Annotated in this window: 17 protein-coding genes and 2 tRNA genes; 5 read left to right on the top strand and 14 right to left on the bottom strand. The window is 68.4% G+C overall.

Annotated elements, in window-relative coordinates; genetic code table 11:
• The 7 genes from ftsE to LY12_RS00155 form a co-directional block, all read right to left on the bottom strand.
• Entirely contained in the window at window positions 1-690 is a 690-nt protein-coding gene (gene ftsE, locus LY12_RS00180) for a cell division ATP-binding protein FtsE (protein ID WP_183779007.1), read from the bottom strand.
• Between the two features lie 99 nt (window positions 691-789).
• Complete coding sequence (gene prfB / locus LY12_RS00175; protein WP_253852500.1) at window positions 790-1,899, bottom strand: peptide chain release factor 2; 1,110 nt, start codon at window positions 1,897-1,899, stop codon at window positions 790-792.
• Window positions 1,900-1,960: 61 nt separating this feature from the next.
• Window positions 1,961-2,461, bottom strand: a complete 501-nt coding sequence (locus LY12_RS00170) for a PadR family transcriptional regulator (protein ID WP_253852499.1) — start codon at window positions 2,459-2,461, stop codon at window positions 1,961-1,963.
• 509 nt (window positions 2,462-2,970) lie between these two features.
• A tRNA-Met gene (locus tag LY12_RS00165) sits at window positions 2,971-3,044 on the bottom strand.
• A 435-nt stretch (window positions 3,045-3,479) separates the two neighbouring features.
• Window positions 3,480-3,553, bottom strand: a tRNA-Met gene (locus LY12_RS00160).
• A 418-nt stretch (window positions 3,554-3,971) separates the two neighbouring features.
• On the bottom strand, window positions 3,972-4,205 hold the full coding sequence (locus tag LY12_RS26200; protein WP_372493409.1) for a DUF2283 domain-containing protein: 234 nt from the start codon (window positions 4,203-4,205) through the stop codon (window positions 3,972-3,974).
• Between the two features lie 1,325 nt (window positions 4,206-5,530).
• Complete coding sequence (locus LY12_RS00155) at window positions 5,531-8,494, bottom strand: UPF0182 family protein (RefSeq protein ID WP_253852498.1); 2,964 nt, start codon at window positions 8,492-8,494, stop codon at window positions 5,531-5,533.
• Window positions 8,495-8,834: 340 nt separating this feature from the next.
• Between LY12_RS00155 and LY12_RS00150 the strand changes: the two genes are divergently transcribed.
• The gene (locus LY12_RS00150; protein ID WP_253854755.1) at window positions 8,835-9,413 is read left to right on the top strand and encodes a PPA1309 family protein; all 579 of its coding nucleotides are present in this window, start codon (window positions 8,835-8,837) and stop codon (window positions 9,411-9,413) included.
• A gap of 68 nt (window positions 9,414-9,481) precedes the next feature.
• On the opposite strand, the gene LY12_RS00145 is transcribed toward LY12_RS00150, so the two are convergent.
• Complete coding sequence (locus LY12_RS00145) at window positions 9,482-10,639, bottom strand: YlbL family protein (RefSeq protein ID WP_253852497.1); 1,158 nt, start codon at window positions 10,637-10,639, stop codon at window positions 9,482-9,484.
• 101 nt (window positions 10,640-10,740) lie between these two features.
• Here LY12_RS00145 and LY12_RS00140 point away from each other — a divergent pair, with 101 nt between their 5' ends.
• Window positions 10,741-12,306 carry a zinc-dependent metalloprotease gene (locus LY12_RS00140; protein ID WP_253852496.1) on the top strand — a complete coding sequence of 522 codons (1,566 nt, stop codon included), beginning with the start codon at window positions 10,741-10,743 and terminating at the stop codon, window positions 12,304-12,306.
• A 75-nt stretch (window positions 12,307-12,381) separates the two neighbouring features.
• On the opposite strand, the gene LY12_RS00135 is transcribed toward LY12_RS00140, so the two are convergent.
• A complete protein-coding gene (locus LY12_RS00135) occupies window positions 12,382-12,945 on the bottom strand; it encodes a M48 metallopeptidase family protein (RefSeq protein ID WP_253852495.1) in 564 nt (187 codons plus the stop codon).
• Window positions 12,946-13,354: 409 nt separating this feature from the next.
• Between LY12_RS00135 and LY12_RS00130 the strand changes: the two genes are divergently transcribed.
• The 3 genes from LY12_RS00130 (at window position 13,355) to LY12_RS00120 (ending at window position 17,135) form a co-directional block, all read left to right on the top strand.
• Window positions 13,355-14,527, top strand: coding sequence for a ThiF family adenylyltransferase (locus LY12_RS00130; protein ID WP_253852494.1), 1,173 nt, complete (start codon window positions 13,355-13,357; stop codon window positions 14,525-14,527).
• 202 nt (window positions 14,528-14,729) lie between these two features.
• Window positions 14,730-16,076, top strand: coding sequence for an ABC1 kinase family protein (locus LY12_RS00125; protein WP_372493470.1), 1,347 nt, complete (start codon window positions 14,730-14,732; stop codon window positions 16,074-16,076).
• A 129-nt stretch (window positions 16,077-16,205) separates the two neighbouring features.
• The gene (locus LY12_RS00120) at window positions 16,206-17,135 is read left to right on the top strand and encodes a hypothetical protein (RefSeq protein WP_253852493.1); all 930 of its coding nucleotides are present in this window, start codon (window positions 16,206-16,208) and stop codon (window positions 17,133-17,135) included.
• Between the two features lie 4 nt (window positions 17,136-17,139).
• On the opposite strand, the gene LY12_RS00115 is transcribed toward LY12_RS00120, so the two are convergent.
• The 5 genes from LY12_RS00115 to LY12_RS00095 form a co-directional block, all read right to left on the bottom strand.
• Entirely contained in the window at window positions 17,140-17,337 is a 198-nt protein-coding gene (locus LY12_RS00115; RefSeq protein ID WP_253852492.1) for a hypothetical protein, read from the bottom strand.
• Window positions 17,334-18,206: a class I SAM-dependent methyltransferase gene (locus LY12_RS00110; RefSeq protein ID WP_253852491.1), complete on the bottom strand. Its 873-nt coding sequence runs from the start codon at window positions 18,204-18,206 to the stop codon at window positions 17,334-17,336. Before LY12_RS00110 ends, LY12_RS00115 begins: the two co-directional genes overlap by 4 nt.
• A 324-nt stretch (window positions 18,207-18,530) precedes the next feature.
• Entirely contained in the window at window positions 18,531-18,890 is a 360-nt protein-coding gene (locus tag LY12_RS00105) for a WhiB family transcriptional regulator (RefSeq protein ID WP_253852490.1), read from the bottom strand.
• Window positions 18,891-19,003: 113 nt separating this feature from the next.
• On the bottom strand, window positions 19,004-19,342 hold the full coding sequence (locus tag LY12_RS00100; protein WP_253852489.1) for a hypothetical protein: 339 nt from the start codon (window positions 19,340-19,342) through the stop codon (window positions 19,004-19,006).
• A gap of 194 nt (window positions 19,343-19,536) precedes the next feature.
• Window positions 19,537-21,627 carry an ATP-dependent DNA helicase UvrD2 gene (locus LY12_RS00095; RefSeq protein WP_253852488.1) on the bottom strand — a complete coding sequence of 697 codons (2,091 nt, stop codon included), beginning with the start codon at window positions 21,625-21,627 and terminating at the stop codon, window positions 19,537-19,539.
• Window positions 21,628-21,673: the final 46 nt, after the last annotated feature.

Genomic DNA, 21,673 nt, shown 5'->3' with positions numbered 1-21,673 from the left:
TCAGCGACCGACGCCGTACACGCCTCGCCGGTCATCGCGGATGACCTTGCCGTGGTCCAGTTCCACGACGCGGCGGCGCATGGAGTCGACGATCGAGTGGTCGTGCGTGGCCATCAGGACGGTTGTGCCGGTGCGGTTGATCCGCTCCAGCAGCAACATGATGTCCTGGCTGGTGTCGGGGTCGAGGTTGCCCGTCGGCTCGTCGGCGAGCAGCACGAGCGGCCGGTTGACGAACGCCCGCGCCATCGCGACCCGCTGCTGCTCACCACCGGAGAGCTCGTGCGGCATGCGATCGGCCTTGCCGTCGAGGCCGACCAGCTCCAGCACCTCGGGAACGACCTTGGTGATGGTGTGCTTCGGCTTGCCGATGACCTCGAGGGCGAACGCGACGTTCTCGGACACCGTCTTGTTGTTCAGCAGACGGAAGTCCTGGAAGACGCAACCGATGGTCTGGCGCAAGCGGGGGACCTTGCGCCGGGGCATCTTGGCGACGTCGAAGTTCGACACCGACACCCGGCCCTTGCTGGGCACTTCCTCACGCAACAGCAGGCGCAGGAACGTCGACTTCCCCGACCCGGACGGGCCGATGAGGAAGACGAACTCACCCTTGTCCACGTCGACCGTGACGTCGTCCAGTGCCGGACGCGTCGAGGTCTTGTAGGCCTTGGATACGGATTCGAGCTGGATCACGATTGGGCATCCTACCCGTGTACTCCGTTAAGGCCTGGTTGCCCGGGCTTCGAGAGCCGTAGCGGACGGGCCCGCGGGCGCGGCGCGCCCTGGTCGAGGCTAGGCGGCGTCGGTCTCCTGTTGCTTACGCCACCGGATGCCGGCGTCGAGGAACGCGTCGATCTCGCCCTCGAGCACGGCAGTCGGGTTGCCGGACTCGTGTTCGGTGCGCAGGTCCTTGACCATCTGGTACGGGTGCAGCACGTACGAGCGCATCTGGTTGCCCCAGCTGGAGCCGCCGTCCTTGAGCGCGTCCATCTCGGCCTGCTCCTCCTCCTTCTTGCGCTGGAGCAGCTTGGCCTGCAGGACCTTCATCGCGGCGACCTTGTTCTGCAGCTGCGACTTCTCGTTCTGGCAGGACACGACGATGCCGGTGGGCTGGTGCGTGATGCGCACGGCCGAGTCGGTCGTGTTCACGCTCTGCCCGCCGGGGCCGGACGAGCGGTAGACGTCGATGCGCAGGTCCTTCTCGGCGATCTCGACGTGGTCGACCTCTTCGACCTCGGGCAGCACCTCGACGTGGGCGAACGACGTCTGGCGGCGGCTCTGGTTGTCGAACGGCGAGATGCGGACGAGCCGGTGAGTGCCCTGCTCGACCGACAGCGTGCCGTAGGCGTACGAGGCGCCGACCTTGAACGTGGCGGACTTGATGCCCGCCTCCTCGGCGTAGGAGATGTCGTAGACCTCGGTCGCGTAGTTGTGCCGCTCGGCCCACCGCAGGTACATGCGCATGAGCATCTCGGCGAAGTCGGCGGCGTCGACGCCACCTGCCTCGGCACGGATGTTGACCACGGCGTTGCGCGGGTCGTACTCGCCGGACAGCAGCGTGCGCACTTCGAGCGTGTCGATCGCCTCGGTGAGCGACGCGAGTTCGGCCTCGGCTTCGCTCTTGCTGGCGGGGTCGCCCTCGGCCTGGGCGAGCTCGTGGAGCACACCGAGGTCGTCGAGGCGCTGCCGCAGTTCGCCGACGCGTCGCAGGTCGGCCTGCTTGTACGACAGCTGGCTGGTCACCTTCTGCGCGGCCGCGGGGTCGTCCCACAGGTCCGGGCGGGCCGCCTCCTCCTCGAGGGAGGCGACCTCCTGGCGCAGCGCGTCGATATCCATCACGGACTCGACCTGCGTCAGTTTGCCATCGAGGCCCTTGACGACGTCTTCGAACTCAGCACTCACGAATGACAAGGTTACGCCCGAATCGCGCGGCCGCTTGAGGCGGCCGCGCGACGCCGGGTGATCAGTTCGCCACGACCGTGTCGAGGAGCTTGAGTGCGGCCTTGGCGTGCGCCAGATCGAAGTCGGCGACGGCCTTGGTCACGGGGTCCTCTGCGGCCTTGGACGCGGCCTTGGCGACGTCGGCCTGCTCGGTGTAGACGGCCTTGGCGGTGTCGAAGAGGTTCTGCCGCTGTTTGGCCGTGAGCACCCTGGCGTGCACCAGGCGCAGGATGAGCGGCGACCGCAGGTGGTCGGGTGCGGAGTCGGCGGCGACCCAGGCCTTGAAGGCCTTCTTGCCCGCCGCGGTGATCACGTACTGCTGACTGGAGCGCGGGCCCTGCTTGCCCAGACGGACGTAACCGGCTTCGTTCAGCGCGGGGAGTTCGCGGTAGACCTGGCTACGCGTGACGCTGAAGAACGCCCCGAAGCGTTCCTCGGCTCCGGCGACCAGTTCGCCACCGGTCGCGGGGCCGTCGTGAAGCAGGCCAAGCAGTGCTGCGGCTGTTGCGTTCAAATCGGACACGCCCCCACAGTGCCACGTCCGCCGCTTTCTGTCCACTGTGGCCCTGATACAGGTCCACAATGGAGCTACTGACAGTCCACAAGCACCAGATGAAACCCGCCGGGAAACGGGGCGTACGGCGCAATCCACGATCCCCGAGATGGCGGATCGTGTTCATCCGGTGACACCGCGTCGCATCCGGGTGTCCCGTGCTCCTCCTATCTCTACCCGGTCCACGAGGAAACGCCACCCACACGGCCGTAACTCTTCACCGTCCGTACTGGCACATTGCGTAGCGACTCGAACGCGTTGTGTATCGATCTGCTGGTGAACGCCGCACAGGGCGTGCCTTTTCCGATTCGGCCACTCGTGTGAGCCTGCCGAGCACGGCGCCGAGACTTCGCGCAGTCTTTCCGTTCCCTTTCGAAGGAACCGATAACCCGCGAGCCGAGCCCATCGCCGGCGAACACCGACAAGCAACGAGAAACCCCTGCCTACGCACTCCGTAGACAGGGGTTTCTCGATCTCTGTAGCGGGGACAGGATTTGAACCTGCGACCTCTGGGTTATGAGCCCAGCGAGCTACCGAACTGCTCCACCCCGCGTCGTTGTGTGAGGACAACTCTACAGGTCGCCATGATCGTCTCCGCACGGGGGTAGGGTTGCGTGCCACGTCCCGCTGTCGGCAGCGTGCGCTGGGCATTTCTTCCCCGTGCCTCCTTCGACCCACTGGTGGCCGCGTGCGCCACGGTGCGGTTACGGCAGCCGGACCGGCGTTCCGGATGCCCGTTCTCGGGCCACGGCTTCGTCACACGGCCGGTAATCGCTCCCGCCGCCCGGTGGGCGTCCGAACCGGCCCACGCCCTGCTCCACGTCCCCGACAGCCACCCGGGAACCGCCGCACGGTCGAACGCCGCACTATCGAACAGGACACCGAGCTGGGGCGTGGGGGCTGCACCCCCACAACAACAGCGAAACAGACAGCAACAACGAGAAACCCCTGCCTACGCACTCCGTAGGCAGGGGTTTCTCGATCTCTGTAGCGGGGACAGGATTTGAACCTGCGACCTCTGGGTTATGAGCCCAGCGAGCTACCGAACTGCTCCACCCCGCGTCGTTGTGGCACCCACCTTACATGCCGACATAGATCGGCTAAACATGGGCCCCCGGAAGCCTACCTCTTCCTCGTGGGTCACAGGGCACTCAAACGTCCCGCCCGCCAATGCCGCACCGTTGCCCGGCCGTGCCGGCCCAAGGGCTTCCTGGCGGATGTCCCGCCGCTGACCATAGGCCAGAAAGTCAACTCAGCGCCGGACGGCGCCCTTCCGCGGGGCTGGCCGAGCTTACAATCCGAGGGTCGAGCATTTCGCCGCAGCCGCAGCCGCAGCCGTCGCAAAAGAGACTAGAATCTAATTCCCTACGCCAGAAACGGCCTTTGTCGACCTGGAGCCTGACGCGCAAATGCCCCGAGGAGGTCGCGTTGACGGCGCCCGAGCGTCGACATGCTTCGATTAAATCAACCGGTTGGGGTGTCACTGTATGTACGTTACACGGCTGCGCAAAGAGTTTGGGACCTGTCGTGCAGCATCAAGTAGCTCAACCCCAACAAGAGCTCCTTCGTTATCGAAGTCAAGGACTGCGACCACGTCGCCCAAATCGTCACGCACAGGCAAAGATCTCTTACCACGAGAGCCTGGATCGGACATTGAAATGTAGGCCGAATTTGCCTCCTGGTCAACTTCTACAACAGGCCAAAATGATTCCATAGTGACTTCATCTACCAAACTAATCTAAACCAACATGCCAGATCATACACCAGGATTAGCTTACAACTGACAAATACTGTCGCCACGAATCCCAAAGGGAAACCAAGACCAAAGTGGCCTTGTTACGAAGAGTGACAACTAGGGAAGTCGCATCGAGCCGATGGTGCAGCCCCAGTCGCCACCCTTCCAACAAGGCAGCCTACGTATGGTAAACTGTAACGACAATAGACCTTGTATTCATGATTACGGTAACCTCATCACCTTCATATCGCCAGTTTCCGTTGGCCTGCCTATCAGCGCTTCGACACCACATATTAACCGTGGTGCGCACTTCTGCTTCGCTGATTCCTCGCTCACTCATTCTCAAGCGTGCATGCGTAGTGTAGCCAGCAATAGTACAAGGTGCCGAAGCTGATGTTTCGTACTCTTGACGCTCAATCGCTCGGTTTCCGACAAGGTTAGACGGCGATGCATTCGCCACCTTCGAAAGCCCCGGACCCTCACTTGCTGGTACAGCTGAAGCGGCCAGAGCACCAGCAAATAAAGAAATCACAGAAACAAAGGAAACTAGAAGGACCGACAAGATCTGACGCCCACGTTCGATCATAATGCCCCCAATTTTTACCGCCCCACATCAGCGGAATAAATCAACGATAACGGTTGACATAGATCGACAGTACATTGTCAATGATTGCACTAGTCAAGAGGTGAATCGATACAGTTCCGCCTTGACACCCAGTTGGAGTACTACGGCAAGGTAGGTGTTGAAATACGTTCCCATGCCTCCGCTAGGTACGTCTCATAAACATTGATCGCAGCTGATGGCCGCGTTGAGGACAAGGGCTGCACGGAACACCACGCCGTTGCTTGGCTCGCGCGAACCGGCGCTTGGCGACTCTACGGCCTTGGTCGCTGCCCACGTCGAACCCGGTTCGCTTCCCGAGTCGCTGCTGATCGCGCGGTTGCGGAATGACGGCGCGAATGCGCCGGGCGCAGATAATCCCGGATCGCACGAGACAAGTAGGCGTAATCGCCCCGGGTCACGTAGGTCGAGGGCAGAGGTACCTGGCGGCCTGGGCGCGCAAAGCCGCCAGCGTGGCAGTAGCAGGGACGGCGCATCAGCTCTTGCCCGTGCGCGAGAGCGATTACCAGCGACAGACCGTGCTCATTGACTCTGGCAGGACTGCGTCCCTGGGGAGTCGGCCCGAAGAACTCCACACCCTTTCCTAGTCCCGACCTCTACGAGGGATACCTGCGGCACGATGAAAGCCCATTCGCCGAGTCCAAACCGGCAATCGTCCATCGCGCGGCCCGTTCAACTCCCATCACCCTCCTGAGTTCTGGAGCTCCTCGTAGCGGCGGGTGGCTTCATCCAGTTCGGACAGCGCCTGACCCTGCTTCTGGAAGTCGCCCTCGTTCTGGGCCGTGCGGAGCTTCTCGAGCGCGGCCTGGATGTCCTGGACGGCCTGGTTCATCTCGCCGCTGTTACCGCCGCCGTCCTGGTTGCCGCCGTCCTGGCCGCCGGAGTCGCCGCCGTCCTGGTTGCCGCCCTGCTGGTTGTCTCCGTTGTTGCCGGAGTCGCCCTGGCCGGGCGTGTCACCCGAATCGGGTCCGGTGGCGGCGTCGCCGCTGCCTTCGCCGAAGACGTCGTCGAGTGCCTCGTTGAGGGTGGCGGCGAAGCCGATCCTGCCGCCGAACGACACGATGACACGGGCCAGCTGGGGGTAGCTCTGCGAGTTGCGCTGCTGGACGTAGATGGGTTCGACGTACAGGAACCCTTCCGCGACCGGCAGGGTGAGCAGGTTGCCGTAGATCAGGTCGACGCTCTGGTTGCCCAGCAGGGTGCGGTCCTGGGTGAACTCCGGGTGCGACTGGAACGCGTTCTGCACCTGGACCGGGCCTTCGATCTGCTGCTCACCGGAGGTCGGCAGCCGCAGCACGCGGATGTTCCCGTAACTGCCGGGGTCGGACGAGACCGACATCCAGGCGGCGAGGTACTGCCGTCGCAGCTGGGTGAGCGCACTCGTCAGCTGGAAGTGCGGCTCGTCCTGCCACGGCGACTGGGAGTACGTGTAGTACGCGGGCTGTTTGGCCGCGTCGGAGTTCGGGTCGAGCCCGCCTTCCGTCGTCGGGTCCTGCGGCACGTTCCAGAACGTCTGGGTCGCGTAGAACTCCTGGGCGTTCTCCACGTGGTACTGCGTGATCAGCTCGCGCTGGAGCTTGAAGATGTCCTCCGGGTACCGGAAGTGCTGTCGCAGTTCGTCGGAGATCTGCGACTGCGGTTTCACGACGCCGGGGAAGGTCTTCATCCAGGCCTTCAGCACCGGGTCCTGCTTGTCCATCTGGTAGAGGTCCACGGTGCCGTCGAACGCGTCGACCGTGGCCTTCACCGAGTTACGGACGTAGTTGATCTCGCTGTCCCGCTGCTGCGCGACACCGGACAACGAGTCGGAGGTCGCCTCGCCCAGCGAGGTGCGCTGCGAGTACGGGAAGTTGTCGAGCGTCGTGTAGCCGTCGACCACCCACTTGACCCGGCCGTCGATCACCGCGGGGTACGGGTCGCCGTCGGCGGTGAGCCACGGCGCGATCTTCTCGACCCGGTCGCGCGGGTCCCGGTTGTACATGATCTTGGAGCCTTCGCCGATGGCTCCGGAGAACAGGATGTTGCGCTCCCCGTACTGCATGGCGAAGACGGCCCGGTTGAACCAGTTGTCGATCGCCACGCCGCCCTTGCCGTCGTACAGGTAGGTGCGGTCCTGCGCCGTGTCGTACTCACCGGGCGCAGAGTCCTCCGGCCCGCCGACGATGGCGTAGTCCGTGGCGAGCTCGCCGAAGTAGATGCGCGGCTGCTTGACCCGCATGCCCGCACCCGTCGGGTTCTGCGTGTCGCTGGTGCCCGCGATCGGGTAGCCGCCGTCGCTGTCGGCGCCTTCGAGGGCGCGGTCGATCTGGTTGGCGGGCGCGGCGACGAAGCCGTTGCCGTGCGTGTAGACGAGGTGGCGGTTGATCCAGGTCTGCTGGTTCGCGGCCAGACCCTCGGTGTTCATCTCCTTGGCGGCGACGAGGTAGGCCTGCTCCTCGCCGTCGACGGTGTAGCGGTCGATGTCGAGCTTCTCGGGGAAGCCGTAGAAGTTCTCCCGGCCGACACGCTGGGTGAACGTCGGGGACAGCACGTTCGGGTCGAGCAGCCGGATGTTCGGGATGGTGCCCTTGTCGTTGCGGATCTTGCTGGCGTCGACGTCCGATTGGCCGGTGTAGTTGTCGTACTTGACGTCGTTGATGCCGTAGGCGTACCGCGTCGCCTCCATGTTGCGCTGGATCGACTGGGCCTCACGCTCGTTGGCGTTCGGGCGCACGGAGAACTGCTCGAGGATCGCGGGCCACGCCACGCCGACGATCAGCCCGGACAGCAGCAACAGCACCAGCGCGATCGCCGGCAGCTGGATGTTGCGCAGGAACGCGCCGACGAAGAACGCGATCGCGCAGAACACGCAGATGCACAGCAGGATCAGCTTGGCCGGCAGCACCGCGTTCAGGTCGGTGTAGGTGGCACCGGTGAACAGGTCGTTGCGGTCCGACAGCAGCAGGTTGTAGCGGTCGAGGAAGTACTCGACCGCCTTGAGCAGTACGAACAGGCCCACCAGGATCAGCAGGTGCACCCGCGCCGGCGCCGCGACCGAACCGCCCCGGCCCGCGAGGCGGATGCCGCCGAACAGGTAGTGCGCGAGCAGCCCGCCGATGAACGCCACGACGGTGGCGACGAACAGCCAGCCCAGAACCCAGCCGAGGAACGGCAGGTCGAAGACGTAGAACCCGATGTCGTTGCCGAACTGCGGATCGTTCCGGCCGAACTCGCCACCGTTCAGGAACATCTGAACGGTCTCCCAGTTGCTCTGACCGGACACGCCCGCCACGAGCCCGGCAAGCACCGGAATGCCGATACCGAAGAGCTTCACCCTGCTCGCGATGATCGAGCGGTACCGCGCCAGCGGGTCGTCCTCGCCGCTGACCGGCACGAACACCGGTCGCGTGCGGTAGGCGATCCACAGGCTGATCGCGAGTGCGCCGCCCACCAGCAGCCCGGTGGCGACGAACAAGATCAACCGTGTCAGCAACACGGTGGTGAACACGCCGCGCGCATCCACCTCGCCGAACCACAGCCAGTCGACGTACGCGTTCAAGAACCGCGCACCGAGCAGCAAGAGCAGGACGAGGACGGCCGCGATTGTCAGCAGGATCCGGGCCCGCTTGGACAACTTGGGGAGGCCGACGGGGGGCCGAGTGGCCACAGCGCACACTCCTGAGGTCGTAACTGGCGTGGTCCAGGGGGCTCGGGTGACGGGCTCCCTGTATGTCTAACTCTACGGACCAGCGCCCGAGTTCCCGGAATGCCCCTAAACCGGGTGATCGCGAGGTGCTGCCACGATGGTCACCATGACCGACAGTGAAGGCGCGCGCGGCCCCTCGGCCGAGGAAGGCGGACCGGGTTCCTCGGAGTCCGCAGGGACCGCGGAGACTTCGGAAATCCCGAGTTCGGGGACAGCGGATTCGGGGACAGCGGAGTCGGAGAACCCGGAGGCGGCCGGGATCGGCAACGACCTCGGCGACGACGCCTGGTTCCTCGAAGACCTGGTGGACTCCGAGGCCGCGTCGGCCGCGACGACGGTGGGCGCCATCGCGCGCGAGGTCGAGGAGTTCGTCGCCGAGGGCGGATGGCAACAGCCCCCGCAGCTGTTCGCGCTCGTCCCCACCGCCGAGCTGCTCGCCCAGCAGCCCGAACTGGCCGACTCCCTCGACCCGGACGCCGAGCTCACCCCGGTCGCCCAGGACTCACTGCCGAACGACGACCTCGCCGAGGCGCTCGCCACGATCGCCTGGCCGGATCTCGTCCGGGGCTGCGCACTCGCCCAGGAGATCATCGTGCTCCCGCCGGACGTCGAGGACGAGCTGCCCGACGTCGACGACTCGACGGGCGTCTCGGCCACCGACGTCGAACGTCTCAAGCAGGCCGCCGCCGGTCATCCGCGGCGCACCGAGGCCAGGCTGGTGGCCGCCGTGCTTCGCGACGGCCCCGCCGCGTGCGTCATGCGCCTGCGCGGCGTCCACCCGCAGGGCGAGGACGACTCCGAACCGGGCGAGGAGATCGTCGAGCACCCGGAGCTCGCTCCGAACCTGGTCGACGCCCTGCGCGCGACACTGCTCCCCTGACCGCTCTCCCCTGACAGGACCGCACCGGTCACGAGCCGGCCGGGGTGGTCGGCTCGGTCGGGGCGGGATCAGCCTTCGCAGGTGGGAACGGGTTTGCCTGCCTTGAGGTTGCGCAGCGCGCTGATCGCGTCGTCGAGCGTGCCGATCCGGACGAGTTGGAGACCGTCCGGAGCGGCCGACACCGCTTCGGCGCAGTTGCGCTCCGGCACCAGGAACGTCGTCGCGCCGTCCTCCTTGGCGGCGACGACCTTGAACGAGATCCCGCCGATCGCGCCGACGTTGCCCTGCGAATCGATCTCGCCGGTGCCGGCCACATGGCGGCCGTCGACGAGATTCTCCTGCTCCATGCGTTCGACGATCGCCAGCGCGAACATCGCCCCCGCCGAAGGACCGCCCACGTCCTCGAGTGAGATGTCCACCGTGAACGGCACGTCCGCCCGGTCCGCGGGCTGTACGCCGATGAAGCCCTGCTGTCCGCCTTCCGGGTGCCGCGCCAGGTCGATCTGCACCGTGCGGGGCTGCTGTTCCCCGCGCTGGTAGGTCAGGTCGATCTGTTGTCCGGGGCGGGTGTTCTCGAGTGCGGCCGTCACGTCCCGCCGTCCGGCGACGCGCTTGCCGTTCACCGACACCAGTTGGTCGCCGGGTTCGAGCACGCGCGAGGCCGGACTGTCGGCCACGACCTGGTCCGCGACGACCTTCACCGGATATCCCAGCGAGCGCAGCGCCGCGACCTCGGCGTTGCTCTGCGAACTGCGGAACTGCGCGACGTTCTCCTTGCGCACCTCCTCGTCCGTCTGGCCGGGGCGGAAGTACTCCTCCCGCGGAGCGACGGCGTACCGGCCGCTGATCCACAGGCCCAGCGCACCGAAGAGGGTGACGTCGTCGTTGAGCGACACGGTCGTCATCCGCAGCTGACCCTCGGTGTCGTAGCTGCGCTCGCCGTCGATCGCCACGACGTGATCGCCGTCGACGTCGCCGAGCGTGTCGTAGGTCGGCCCCGGCCCCAGCGCCACGTACGGCACCTTGACGAACGACCCGACCAGCACGAACGCGACCACGAGAACGGCGCTGAACACGATGGTCCAGGTGCGCCGGGTGGGACGCCGACGCGGTCGCCGCTCCGTCCCGGAGTCGTCGTCCCCGACGCGCGATGCCGCCGCGCGCTCGTCGGCCGTGTCGCGCCCCGTGGCTCCTGACGCGGATTTCATGTCGCCGGACTCGCTCACGGGCACAGCGTACGGCGGCCGTTGTCAGCTCAGAGCGAAGGTCCGATTCACCATGCCGATCGGCGGGTCGCGGCGCCCTCGGGCCGCGTACGGTGGAGGGCATGAGCAACCCACCCTTCGGGTTCGGCTTCGGTCTGCCCGACCCCGACAACAGCTCGTCCGGCTCTGGCAACAACTCGTCCGGCTCCGGCGGTCAGGGTGGCGACCCGTTCCAGCAGCTGGGGCAGATGCTCAGCCAGCTCGGCCAGATGTTCAGCCAGGCAGGCAGCTCGTCCGGCCCGGTGAACTACGACCTGGCCAAGCAGATCGCGCTGCAGCGCCTCGCGTCGACCTCCGAGGACGGGGACGCGAAGCCCGGGATGGGATTCGCGTCGGCGAGCAGTGACGCACAGCAGGGCGACACCGCGGTGCGCGATGCCTCCCACCTGGCCGAGCTGTGGCTCGACGAGGCCACGATCCTGCCCGCGGGCGCGACCCAGACCGTCGCCTGGACCGCGAAGGACTGGCTCGAGCAGACGCTGCCCACGTGGCAGCGGCTGTGCGACCCGGTCGCCGAACAGGTGTCGTCGGCCTGGACCGAGGCGCTCCCCGCCGAGGCGAAACAGGCGGCGGGACCGCTGCTGTCGATGCTCGGCCAGATGGGCGGCATGGCGTTCGGCTCGCAGCTCGGCAACGCGCTCGCGGACCTTGGCTCCGAGGTACTGACATCCTCCGACGTCGGCCTGCCCCTGGGCCCGGAGGCCACGTCCGCGCTGCTGCCTGCCAACGTCGAGAAGTTCACCGAGGGGCTCGAGCGCCCCGCCAGCGAGGTGCTCGTGTTCCTCGCGGCGCGCGAGGCGGCCCACCAGCGGTTGTTCGCACACGTGCCGTGGCTGCGGCAGCGGCTGCTGGCGACCGTCGAGGAGTTCGCCCGTGGCATCTCCGTGGACGTGTCCGGCCTTGAGCAGCTGGCGGGGCAGATCGACCCGACCAATCCGCAGAGCATCGAACAGGCCATGTCGTCCGGGCTGTTCGAGCCGCAGACAACTCCGGAACAGAAGGCGGCACTGACCCGCCTGGAGACCCTGCTCGCCCTCGTCGAGGGCTGGGTCGACGTCGTGGTCGCCGATGCCGTCGGCAACCGCCTGCCGGGTGCGGATGCGCTGCGCGAAACGCTGCGCAGGCGGCGTGCCAGCGGCGGGCCCGCCGAGCAGACGTTCGCCACGCTCGTCGGGCTGGAACTCCGGCCCCGGCGGATGCGTGCCGCGGCGACGCTGTGGCAGATGGTCGGCGACCGCCATGGCACCGAACAGCGGGACCACCTCTGGTCGCACCCCGACCTCATGCCCACGGCCGACGACCTCGACGAGCCGACCGATTTCGCGGACCGGCTCGGCGGCACCGTCATCGGTGCGGACGTCGACCCGATCGCCGAGCTGGAGAAGACCGAGCGCGCGGAGGCCGAAGCGGCCGCGTCCGGCTCCGGCAGCGGCACATCGGCCGATACCGGTACCCAGGATGTCGAGAACGGCGGTTCCGAGGATTCCGCCACCGATGGGACGACCGGCGAGGATTCCGGTTCGCGCGACGGTGATTCCGACGGGAGCGGCTCGGGCAGCGACAACGTCCACGGGGACGGTTCCGACGGCGGGAACGGTTCGGGCCGCTCCTCCGACGGGAACGGCTGACCCTCTCCTTCGGCGCACCGCCCGCGCCGGGTCGTTCCTGCCCCGCAGGCCCCCGGCGCGGGCGGTGTGCGTTCGTCACTCTTCGTCGTCGGGGTCCGGAGCGGTGTCGTCGGCATCTCCGCTGATGCCGAGATGCGCCGCCGCGGACAGGCCCTCGAGATATCCGATGGCCCGCTCGGCCTTCGGATAGCGGTGCACCAGCGCCCAGAATTCGTCGTTGTGGTCGGCGACCCGCAGATGGGCGAGCTCGTGCACCAGGACGTAATCGAGCACCCAGGACGGCACCTCACGCAGCCGCTCGCTGACCCGGATCGTGCGGTTCATCGGCGTGCACGATGCCCAGCGCGTACGCATCGGCGGGACCCAGCGCACGCTCGCGGGCTGGGCCGCGCCGTCGAGATAACGCGCCGACAGCTCGGTGCACCGCAACAACAACGCCTCGTCGGATGCACGTGCCGGCGAGGCCCTCTTGTTCTCGGTGCGCCGCAGCTTCTTCTGCATCTCGGCGATCCAGTGCCGCTCCTCGGCCTTGGTCATCGTCGCCGGGATGAGCACCACCGTCGTATCGCCGTCCCGGTAAGCCGTGACGGTACGGCGGCGCCGCGCACTACGCCTGACCTCGACCTTCTCCTCCGTCACCGGCGGCCGGCCGTCCTGATCGTCCTGGTCACGTCGCCCGCTCCGACCGCGCTCGCCGCCCTGACCGCGCCTACTGGGCTGCCGGTCCTGACCACGCTGGTCGTCCGGACTCGTTTGGTGTCGGCTCTGCTGCACACCCTTTCCGTCTTTTCGTCGGTTACGTCGGGATTGTCCGCCTTTCGGCTCGGTGTCGCGCGACGGTGAGTTCTGCGCCGTGTTCTGCGCCCGCCCGCGTTGACTCCGTAATGAGGGAACCCGTGCATCGGCCACTCGTACACGGTAAAGCGCACCGCCGACATTCGGGATGGCTCGAACATCACAGCACCACAGTTGTCCACATTCGCGTTCACCTGTGGATAACCCCGATCGGGTGTCCCACGGCGACCGCGGATCCCGCCACCCTGTGAACATGACTCGAACACTCACCGAAACCGGCTCCCTGCCGGAGCGGCCGCGGATCGTCCCGGGACTGGACGTCCTGGAACGCGGCGAAGGGGAACTGCAGATCGGCCTGGAGCGCCGACACGCGGTGGTCCTGGACACGCTGTCACCGATGCTGATGGATCTCGTGCGGAGCCTCGACGGGAGCCGCAGCACGGGCACGCTCGTACAGCTCGCCCGCTCCCAGTGCACCTCCGACGAGGAGGCGGAGAAGGCGGCCGACGACCTGCGACTCGTGCTCGAGGGGCTCGCCGAACGCGGCTTGATCGAAGAGTCCGACTCACCGGCGTACGCGCGGTCCGTACGCACCGACGAACCCGCGCTCTGGACCCTGACGCGTTCCCGGCCTCGCCGCAGTGCCGCCGCACGGTGGGCGCAGAGCACGGTGCGGCTGCAGGGCGGCGGCAGGCTCGCCGCGGGTCTGGCCCGCACACTCGCGACGGCGGGCGTCGGACACATCGACGCCCACGCCGACGGGCGTGTCGGCCCGGAGGACCTCGGCACCGGCTTCGTCGACGGCGACATCGGCACCCCGCGCAGGCAGGCCATCACGAACCTGGTCAAGCGGACCAACTCGGCGACGAAGACCGGCAAGGTGCGGGGCAAGCAACGCCCGGATCTGGTCGTGTTGACCGACACGGTCGTGCCCGCCCCCGAGATCGTGAACGAGCTGATGGTGGAGCGGCAACCGCACCTGCTGGTGCGGGTCCGGGACGGCAACGGCATCGTGGGCCCACTGGTCCACCCGGGCCGGAGCAGCTGCCTGCGCTGCGCAGACCTCGCGCACACGGCACGCGACCCGTCGTGGCCGCGGGTGGCGAGCCAGCTGGCTGGGCGACTTCCCCGTACGGACCTGTGCAGCGTGACGGCCACGGCGGGGCTGGCGGGCGGGCAGATTCTGCGCATCCTCGACCCGGAGGAGTCGGTGCCGCCGACCTGGAACGGCGCCATCGAGATCGACGCGTTCGCCGGAACGACCACCACGTCCGATGCGGCTCCGCATCCGTCGTGCCCGTGCGGAGCCGCGGCCGTGACGCAGGCCTCCGCCCGTGCCGCCGGGCAGCGGGGCGCGGCGTCGGCGGAGCCGCCCACCCCGACGCCGTCGCCGACCCGCGCGGGCCGTGACGGGGCCGCACCGTAGGAGTCACGCGGCCCGCCGCGTCCGGCGGAGCGGGAGCTGGGCCTGACCTGCGCTGCGAACTGCCTTGTCCGGGCGCGGACGCCGAACGGTTCCCCACGGCGTTGATCGACAAGGCAGAATCGCGGACGTGACCGAACACCGCGAGGCCCACGACAGCTCCGACGAGACCACTACGCCGGACGCGGCGGAGCCCGTCGACGCCGTGGGTGACGCGCCGAGCACGGACCACGGCGACGCGGACACCGCGTTGCCGCGCAGGACCGTCGCCCGCACAGCCAGGCTGGCCAGCCTTCCGCTGGGCATGGCGGGCCGTGCGGTCGGGGGCTGGGGCCGCAGGCTCACCGGCCAGAGCGCCGACGAGGTCAACGCCGGACTGTCGGCGAAGGCCGCCGAGCAGCTGTTCGAGGTGCTGGGCACGCTCAAGGGTGGCGCCATGAAGTTCGGCCAGGCGCTGAGCGTGTTCGAGGCCGCTGTGCCGGACGAGCTGGCCGAACCGTACCGCGACGCCCTCACCCGGCTGCAGGCCGCCGCCCCTCCGATGCCCGCGAAACAGACCCACCGGGTGTTGACCGAACAGCTGGGGCGGACCTGGCGGCAGCGGTTCGCCGAGTTCGACGACGAGCCGACTGCCGCGGCCAGCATCGGCCAGGTGCACCACGGCGTCTGGCACGACGGCAGGGAGGTCGCCGTCAAGGTGCAGTACCCGGGTGCCGACGACGCCTTGCGCGGCGATCTGCGCCAACTGCAGCGCTTCAGCCGCCTGTTCCAGAGCCTCGTTCCGGGCACCGACGTCAAGCCGCTGCTGGCCGAGCTGGCGGACCGGATGGACGAGGAGCTCGACTACCGGAGGGAGGCCGACAATCAGCGGGCCTTCTCGAAGGCCTTCGCCGGTGACGAGCAGGTCCTCGTACCGCGGGTCGTGGCGAGCTCTCCCAAAGTGGTCGTCAGCGAATGGGTCACCGGCACGTCCTACACCGAGATCATCCGCAGCGGCACCCGGGAGCAGCGGGACGAGGCCGGCCGGTTGCTGGCCGAGTTCCACTACTCGTCGCCGGCCCGTGCCCAGCTGTTGCATTCCGACCCTCACCCGGGCAACTTCATGCTGCGCGAGGACGGCCGGGTGTGCGTCATCGACTTCGGCGCCGTCGCCCGCCTCCCCTACGGCGCCCCGCCCGCCATGGGCAGGATCATGCGACTCGCGCTCGAAGGACGGTCCGAGGAGCTCTACGCCGCGCTGCGAGCCGAGGGGTTCGTGCGGCCCGACACCGAGATCGATCCCGACGACGTCTATGCGTACCTCCATCCCATCGTCGCCCCGCTCGCCGAAGACAGGTTCCATTTCTCCCGCCGATGGGCCCAGGACCAGGCACTGCGCATGGGCGATCTGCGCGGCCAGGACTTCCGTACAGGGCGGTCGCTGAACCTGCCACCGCACTGGCTGATGATCCACCGCGTGACGGCCGGTGCGATCGGCATCCTGTGTCAGCTCGATGCGGAACTGCCGTTGCGTTCGATCGTGCAGCAGTGGCAACCGGGGTTCGCCGACTGACCGACCATCGGCAGCCGAGTTATCCACAGTTTTCGCCGGTGCGGCGGAAATTCTCCGTTCGCCGGACCGACTTGTCCACATTTTCGCCGAACCCTCCCCGCCGGGCTCCGCGATCGGCACGCTCGAGGCATGACTGCTCTGGCCGACGCGGCGCAGCTGACACCCGCCGCACATGACAACGTCCTGACCACCGCGGAGCTACGCGCGCACGGCATGTCCGAGGGCACCATCACGCGCCGGTGCCGCCCCGGAGGTCCGTGGCGACGCCTACTGCCCGGGATCGTCCTGCTCAGCGCGAGCGAGCCGACCCGAAGACAGCTGGTGCGCGCCCTCGCGCGATACGTGGGGGACGAGGGCGTCGTCACCGGTGGCGACGCCCTCGACGCTCACGGCATCGCCCTGCCGAGGTCCCCCGCCGTGCACGTCCTCGTGCCGAAGGGGCGTCGCATGCTCTCGCCGACGTTCGCGCTCGTGGAACGGACGTCCCGACCACCCGAACCCGTCGTCGTCGATGGCATCCCGTACGCGCCCGCCACCCGGGCCGCGCTCGACGCAGCACGCCGAGAACCCGATCCCGGCCGGTTGCGCGACCTGCTGTCCCTGCCCATCTACTACGGACTCACGACCGCTGCCGAACTACGCGCCGAACTCGACTCCGGCAGCCAACGTGGTTCCGCCGTGGTGCGGTCCGAACTGCGGTCGATCGGCCGCGACCGCGACACCTACGTGCACGGGTGGGCACGCGCGGTACTCCGCGAGGGACCGTTGCCGCCACCGCGGTGGGACGTGACGGTCTGCGACCGGCGCGGGAGGCACATCGGCACCGTCGATGCGTGGTGGGACGAGGTGGGCATGGGTTGGCAGTTCCACCCGCCCGGCAAAGCCCGCTTCGGGCATCTGGCACTGGCCGCGGCGGGCGTGACGCTCGTGCGAACCGACCCCGAGCGGCTGACCACGGATCGACGCGGCGTGCTCACCGAGTTGGCGAAGGCGTTCCGTACAGCCGCGGACCGCGCACGACCGGCCGTCCAGTGCAGGGCGAAGGTGGCGGCGGCATGAGCCGTCACCAGTACTCGGCGGGCAGCTTTCCCTCGATGTCGCGGACGTGGTCGCGAACGCAGCGCGGGCAGAGCCAGCGCGTCCGGCCCGCTTCGGATTCCCGCAGCCAGCCCAGTCCGGCGGCAACAGTCTCGGTGTGGCCGCGCTCGCCGCACAGTCCGCACGTCACGGGTGCCTCGCCGTGCACGTCCACGCCGGTCACGGCTTCGTCCCGAGGTACACGGTCCGGGCACTCAGCAGGTAGATGTCGTCGCGGCGGCCGAGGTGGTCGCCCGCCGCCGGATCCAGCAGCCGGGCCACGGTGTCCCGGTCCTCGGCGTCCATCCGGTCGCCTGCTCTCTCGGCGAGGCCGCCGATGTGGTCGAGCACGAATTCCCGCACCCGCTCCCCTGCCGGTGCGGGATGCTCGACGAGGAATGTGAACGACGTGACATCGCTGAGCCCCGCACGGGAGACGGCCACGTTCCAGCCGTAGCCCATGCCCACGGCGTCCGGCATCGACGTGCGCATGTCCTCGAACCACGCGTCGCGGTGGCCGAGCAGGCACAGCTCCAGCCCTGGGCGACCCACGCCGAGGTCCCACGGCAGGCAGCGCACACCGGGTCCGCCCTCGGCGATCGCCAGGAGGCCGCCCGGGCGGAGCGCCGCAGCCAGCCGGTCGACGGCGGCCTGTTGGTCCGGCAGATGGTGCACCACGGCCGACGCCCACACCAGGTCGGCAGGCTCGACGAGTTGCGCGAGCGGTTCCGTTCCGAGGTCGGCGACGACCCCGTCGACGGTCACCACGTCACCGCCCGCCTCGCGCGCGGTGTCACGTGCCGCGGCGAGCAGTTCGTCGATCGCATCGACGGCGACCACGGTGCCGCCACCCCGCGCACGGAGTGAGGCAGCGAGCGCCGCGCTCATTCCGCCCGCGCCGGAGCCGACATCCACGACGGTCGCTCCGGCACCGAGGTTCCGGGTGAGCCGGCCGGCCACCTCGGCCGTGGCGGCGCTCTCGAGTTCGTCGAGCCTGCGCATCCCGGACAGGCGTGCCGCCCAGTCGACGTCGTCGTGTGTATGTGCTGCCATTCCGCCCATTCAACACGGGTGAGCAGTGGGGTGACGACCGGATCCAGCGTCCGGCGGCCACCCCACCGTGCCCGGCCTACCGGTCGAAGTGCTCGGCACGCCGCGATGCCCAGCGAGCGATTCGCTGCCAACGTCGTGCCGCGCGGTGCCGACGTTCGGCCCGCCCTCCCTCGGCCTGTTTTCGCAGTTCACGTATTCGATCTCTGGTCAGTTCTTCGTGGAGCAACATGTGAGGTGTCTCCGTGTTCGACTCGGTGGATGTGTGGTGTCGCGATGTCACCGTCAGCGAGTGCGTCTCGCCTGGTTCGCGGTGCAGTCGGTTCGTCATGCGGCGCTCCGTTCCCGAGATTCGGGCACCGGGTGCTTCCGCGGGCGGCCTCGCGGCCGCTTGCGGGCCACGACGGCACCGCGTTCGAAGATCTCGCCTCCCCAGACGCCCCACGGCTCACCGCGGGCGAGTGCACCTTCCAAGCAGGCCGAGCGCACCGGGCACTCGCCGCACAATGTCTTGGCGCGTTCCAGGTCGGACGGCTTCTCGGCGAACCACAGGTCCGCATCGCCGGTCCGACAGGGAAGGTCGAAATCGGTTGACTCTCCGGAGTCGATCAGTTCGGCGACTCCGGTCGTCCCGGCCAACAGGGCGGAGAACGTCTCCTCTGACGCGGAGACGGTGGCCGTTGGCATGGCGGCTCCTTCAGTAACGAGTGTGTGCGGATGAGTCGGCGGATCCACACAGCCCTCGAACAGCACGAAGGCCGCGGATCCGATGGGTTCCGCGGCCTTCGAGAGCCAACTGCCTAGCCGGTCGCTAGACGACGCCTCTCGCAAAAGCCGGGCGGAACCCGGGACTTGTCCTGGATCTGGATCGGAAGCTGCTGACGACGCTCCGGGCGCGGCACCGGGTTGCCGAGGTCGGCAGCGGCGAGCGCCGCGCCGCCGGCCGGAGCGTGCGACGTGGCGCCCCCACGCACGTCGAACGCAGCGAGGTCACGCGGATCCAGGGACATGCCGGCAGGCCGGCGGTCACGATCGACCGACGCGCAGAGCAGCTGAGGACGCACGGACCGCCCGTCACAACGCAGGGTCGACCGGTCTCCGGAGATGCCGGCGATGTCGATCGTTGTCGTGAACTCCATTGCGGGCACCTCCTCTCGTATCCGGTCGGCCACCGCCTGGGTGGCCGCGCTTTTCGACCTGGTCACTGCAGGTTATTGCGACCACGCGTGACGGGGCAACTGATTTTTCGAAAAGTTCGACATTCTTCCCGGAAAACTGCCGTGACCAGCCGCTCGCCGTCCGTCACGGGCGCACCGGACGTCTGCCTCGCCCGCTATCCGCCGGCCTCGTCACGCACCACGGCGAGCACGTCGTCGCCGAACTGTTGGAGCTTGGACGCGCCGATGCCGGAGATGCCGACGAGCGCCTTGCTGTCGGTGGGCCGCTGCTCGGCGATCGCCACGAGGGTCGAATCGGTGAACACCACGAACGCGGGCACGTTCAATTCCCGGGCGCGCTCGGTCCGCCAGTCCTTCAGCCGTCCGAGCAGGTGTTCGTCGACGTCGGCGGGGCACTTGGTGCACCGGCCGAGCTTGACCTCCATCGTCGAGATCAGCGGCCGCGCACAGATGCGGCACGAGTTGGCGAACTTCGTCTGCTGACCCGATTTCGCGACGGGCGCCGCAGGGTGGTCCTCCGGCACGAGGCCGTACAGGAACCGGCTGCGGCGGCGATTGCGCCTGCCGTCGGGGTGGCGGGAAAGGGCCCAGCTCAGCGACAGGTGCTCACGGGCACGGGTGACGCCGACGTAGAACAGCCTGCGCTCCTCCTCGACGGCCTCGTCGTCACCGTCGGCGCGCTGGATCGGCACGGTGCCGTCGGCGAGACCGACGAGGAACACCGCGTCCCATTCGAGGCCCTTGGCCGCATGCAACGAGGCCAGGGTGACGCCTTCCACCGTCGGCGGGTGCTGCGCGGAGGCGCGCTGTTCGAGTTCCCCGACGAGCCTGCCGAGGCTCGCCCCCTCGACCGTGGTCGCCAGCTCCTCGGCCACTTCGACGAGCGCCAGCAACGCGTCCCACCGTTCCCGCGCCGCGCCCCCTGCGGGCGGTTGTTCGGTCAGCCCGACGCGCGCGAGCACCCGGCGGCACAGCGCGACGAGTTCGCCGCGCGGCTCGTCGGCCGCCGCGGTGCGCAGCGCCGCGATCGCCTGCCGGATCTCCTGCCGCTGAAAGAACCGCTCGCCGCCGCGCACCAGATACGGCACGCCCGCCTCGGACAGCGCCTGTTCGTACGCCTCCGACTGGGCGTTCACGCGGTACAGCACCGCGACCTCGCTGGCGGCGACCCCGTCGTCGAGCAGCGCACGGATACGCGCCGCGACCGCGGCGGCCTCGGCGGGTTCGTCGTCGTACTCGGCGAAGCGCGGTTCCGGGCCCTCGGGGCGCTGTCCGACGAGTTCGAGCCGCGATCCTGCCGGCCTGCCCCGCGCGGCCCCGATGACGCGGTTGGCCAGCGACACCACCTGCGGCGTCGACCGGTAGTCCCGTTCGAGACGCACGACGGTCGCGTCGGGGAACCGGCGGGTGAACTCCAGCAGCGGGCGCGGCGAGGCGCCCCCGAACGAGTAGATCGTCTGGTTGGCGTCGCCGACGACGGTCAGGTCGTCCCTGCCGCCGAGCCACGCGTCGAGCAGCCGCTGCTGTGCGGGTGTGACGTCCTGGTACTCGTCGACGACGAAACACCGGTACCGCTCACGGAACTCGTCGGCCACCGCTCTGTGCTCCTCGAGCGCCGCCGTGGTGTGCAGCAACAGGTCGTCGAAGTCCAGCAGCTGCGCTTCGTTCTTGGTCTGCTCGTATCCCCGGTACAGCTCGGCGATCCGCTCGGCCGGTTCCGGGGTGTCCCGCTTCAGCTTGGCGACCACGGCCGGGTAGTCGTCGGGGCCGACGAGTGAGGACTTCGCCCATTCGATCTCGCTCGTGAGGTCGCGGATCACGTCGATCTCGGTCGGCAGGCCCAGCCGGTTGGCCGCCTGGCCGACGAGGCGGAGCTTGTTGCCGTCGATGAGGTCCCACTGGCGTTCGCCGACGACGCGGGGCCAGAAGTAGCGGAGCTGACGCAGCGCCGCCGCGTGGAACGTACGGGCCTGCGCCGCTTCGACGCCGAGTCCGCGCAGGCGTGTGCGCAGTTCCCCCGCCGCACGGGAGGTGAAGGTGACGGCGAGCACCTGACCTGCGGAGACATGACCGGAGCGCACCAGGTAGGCGATCCGGTGAGTGATGGTGCGGGTCTTGCCGGTGCCCGCGCCCGCGAGCACGCACACGGGTCCGCGCGGGGCGCACGCGCCCGCGCGTTGTTCGGGGTCGAGGCCCTCGAGCAGCTCCGGATGACGGTTCGACGACGCACTTCCCACGCCTCGCATCCTCGCAGAGGGGACCGACGGAACATCGGCAGCCCGGACGCCCGTA

The organism is Prauserella alba (assembly GCF_024171735.1).
GTDB lineage: Bacteria > Actinomycetota > Actinomycetes > Mycobacteriales > Pseudonocardiaceae > Prauserella > Prauserella alba.
The sequence above is the reverse complement of the archived record's forward strand: the minus strand, read 5'-3'. Positions and strand labels throughout refer to the sequence as shown.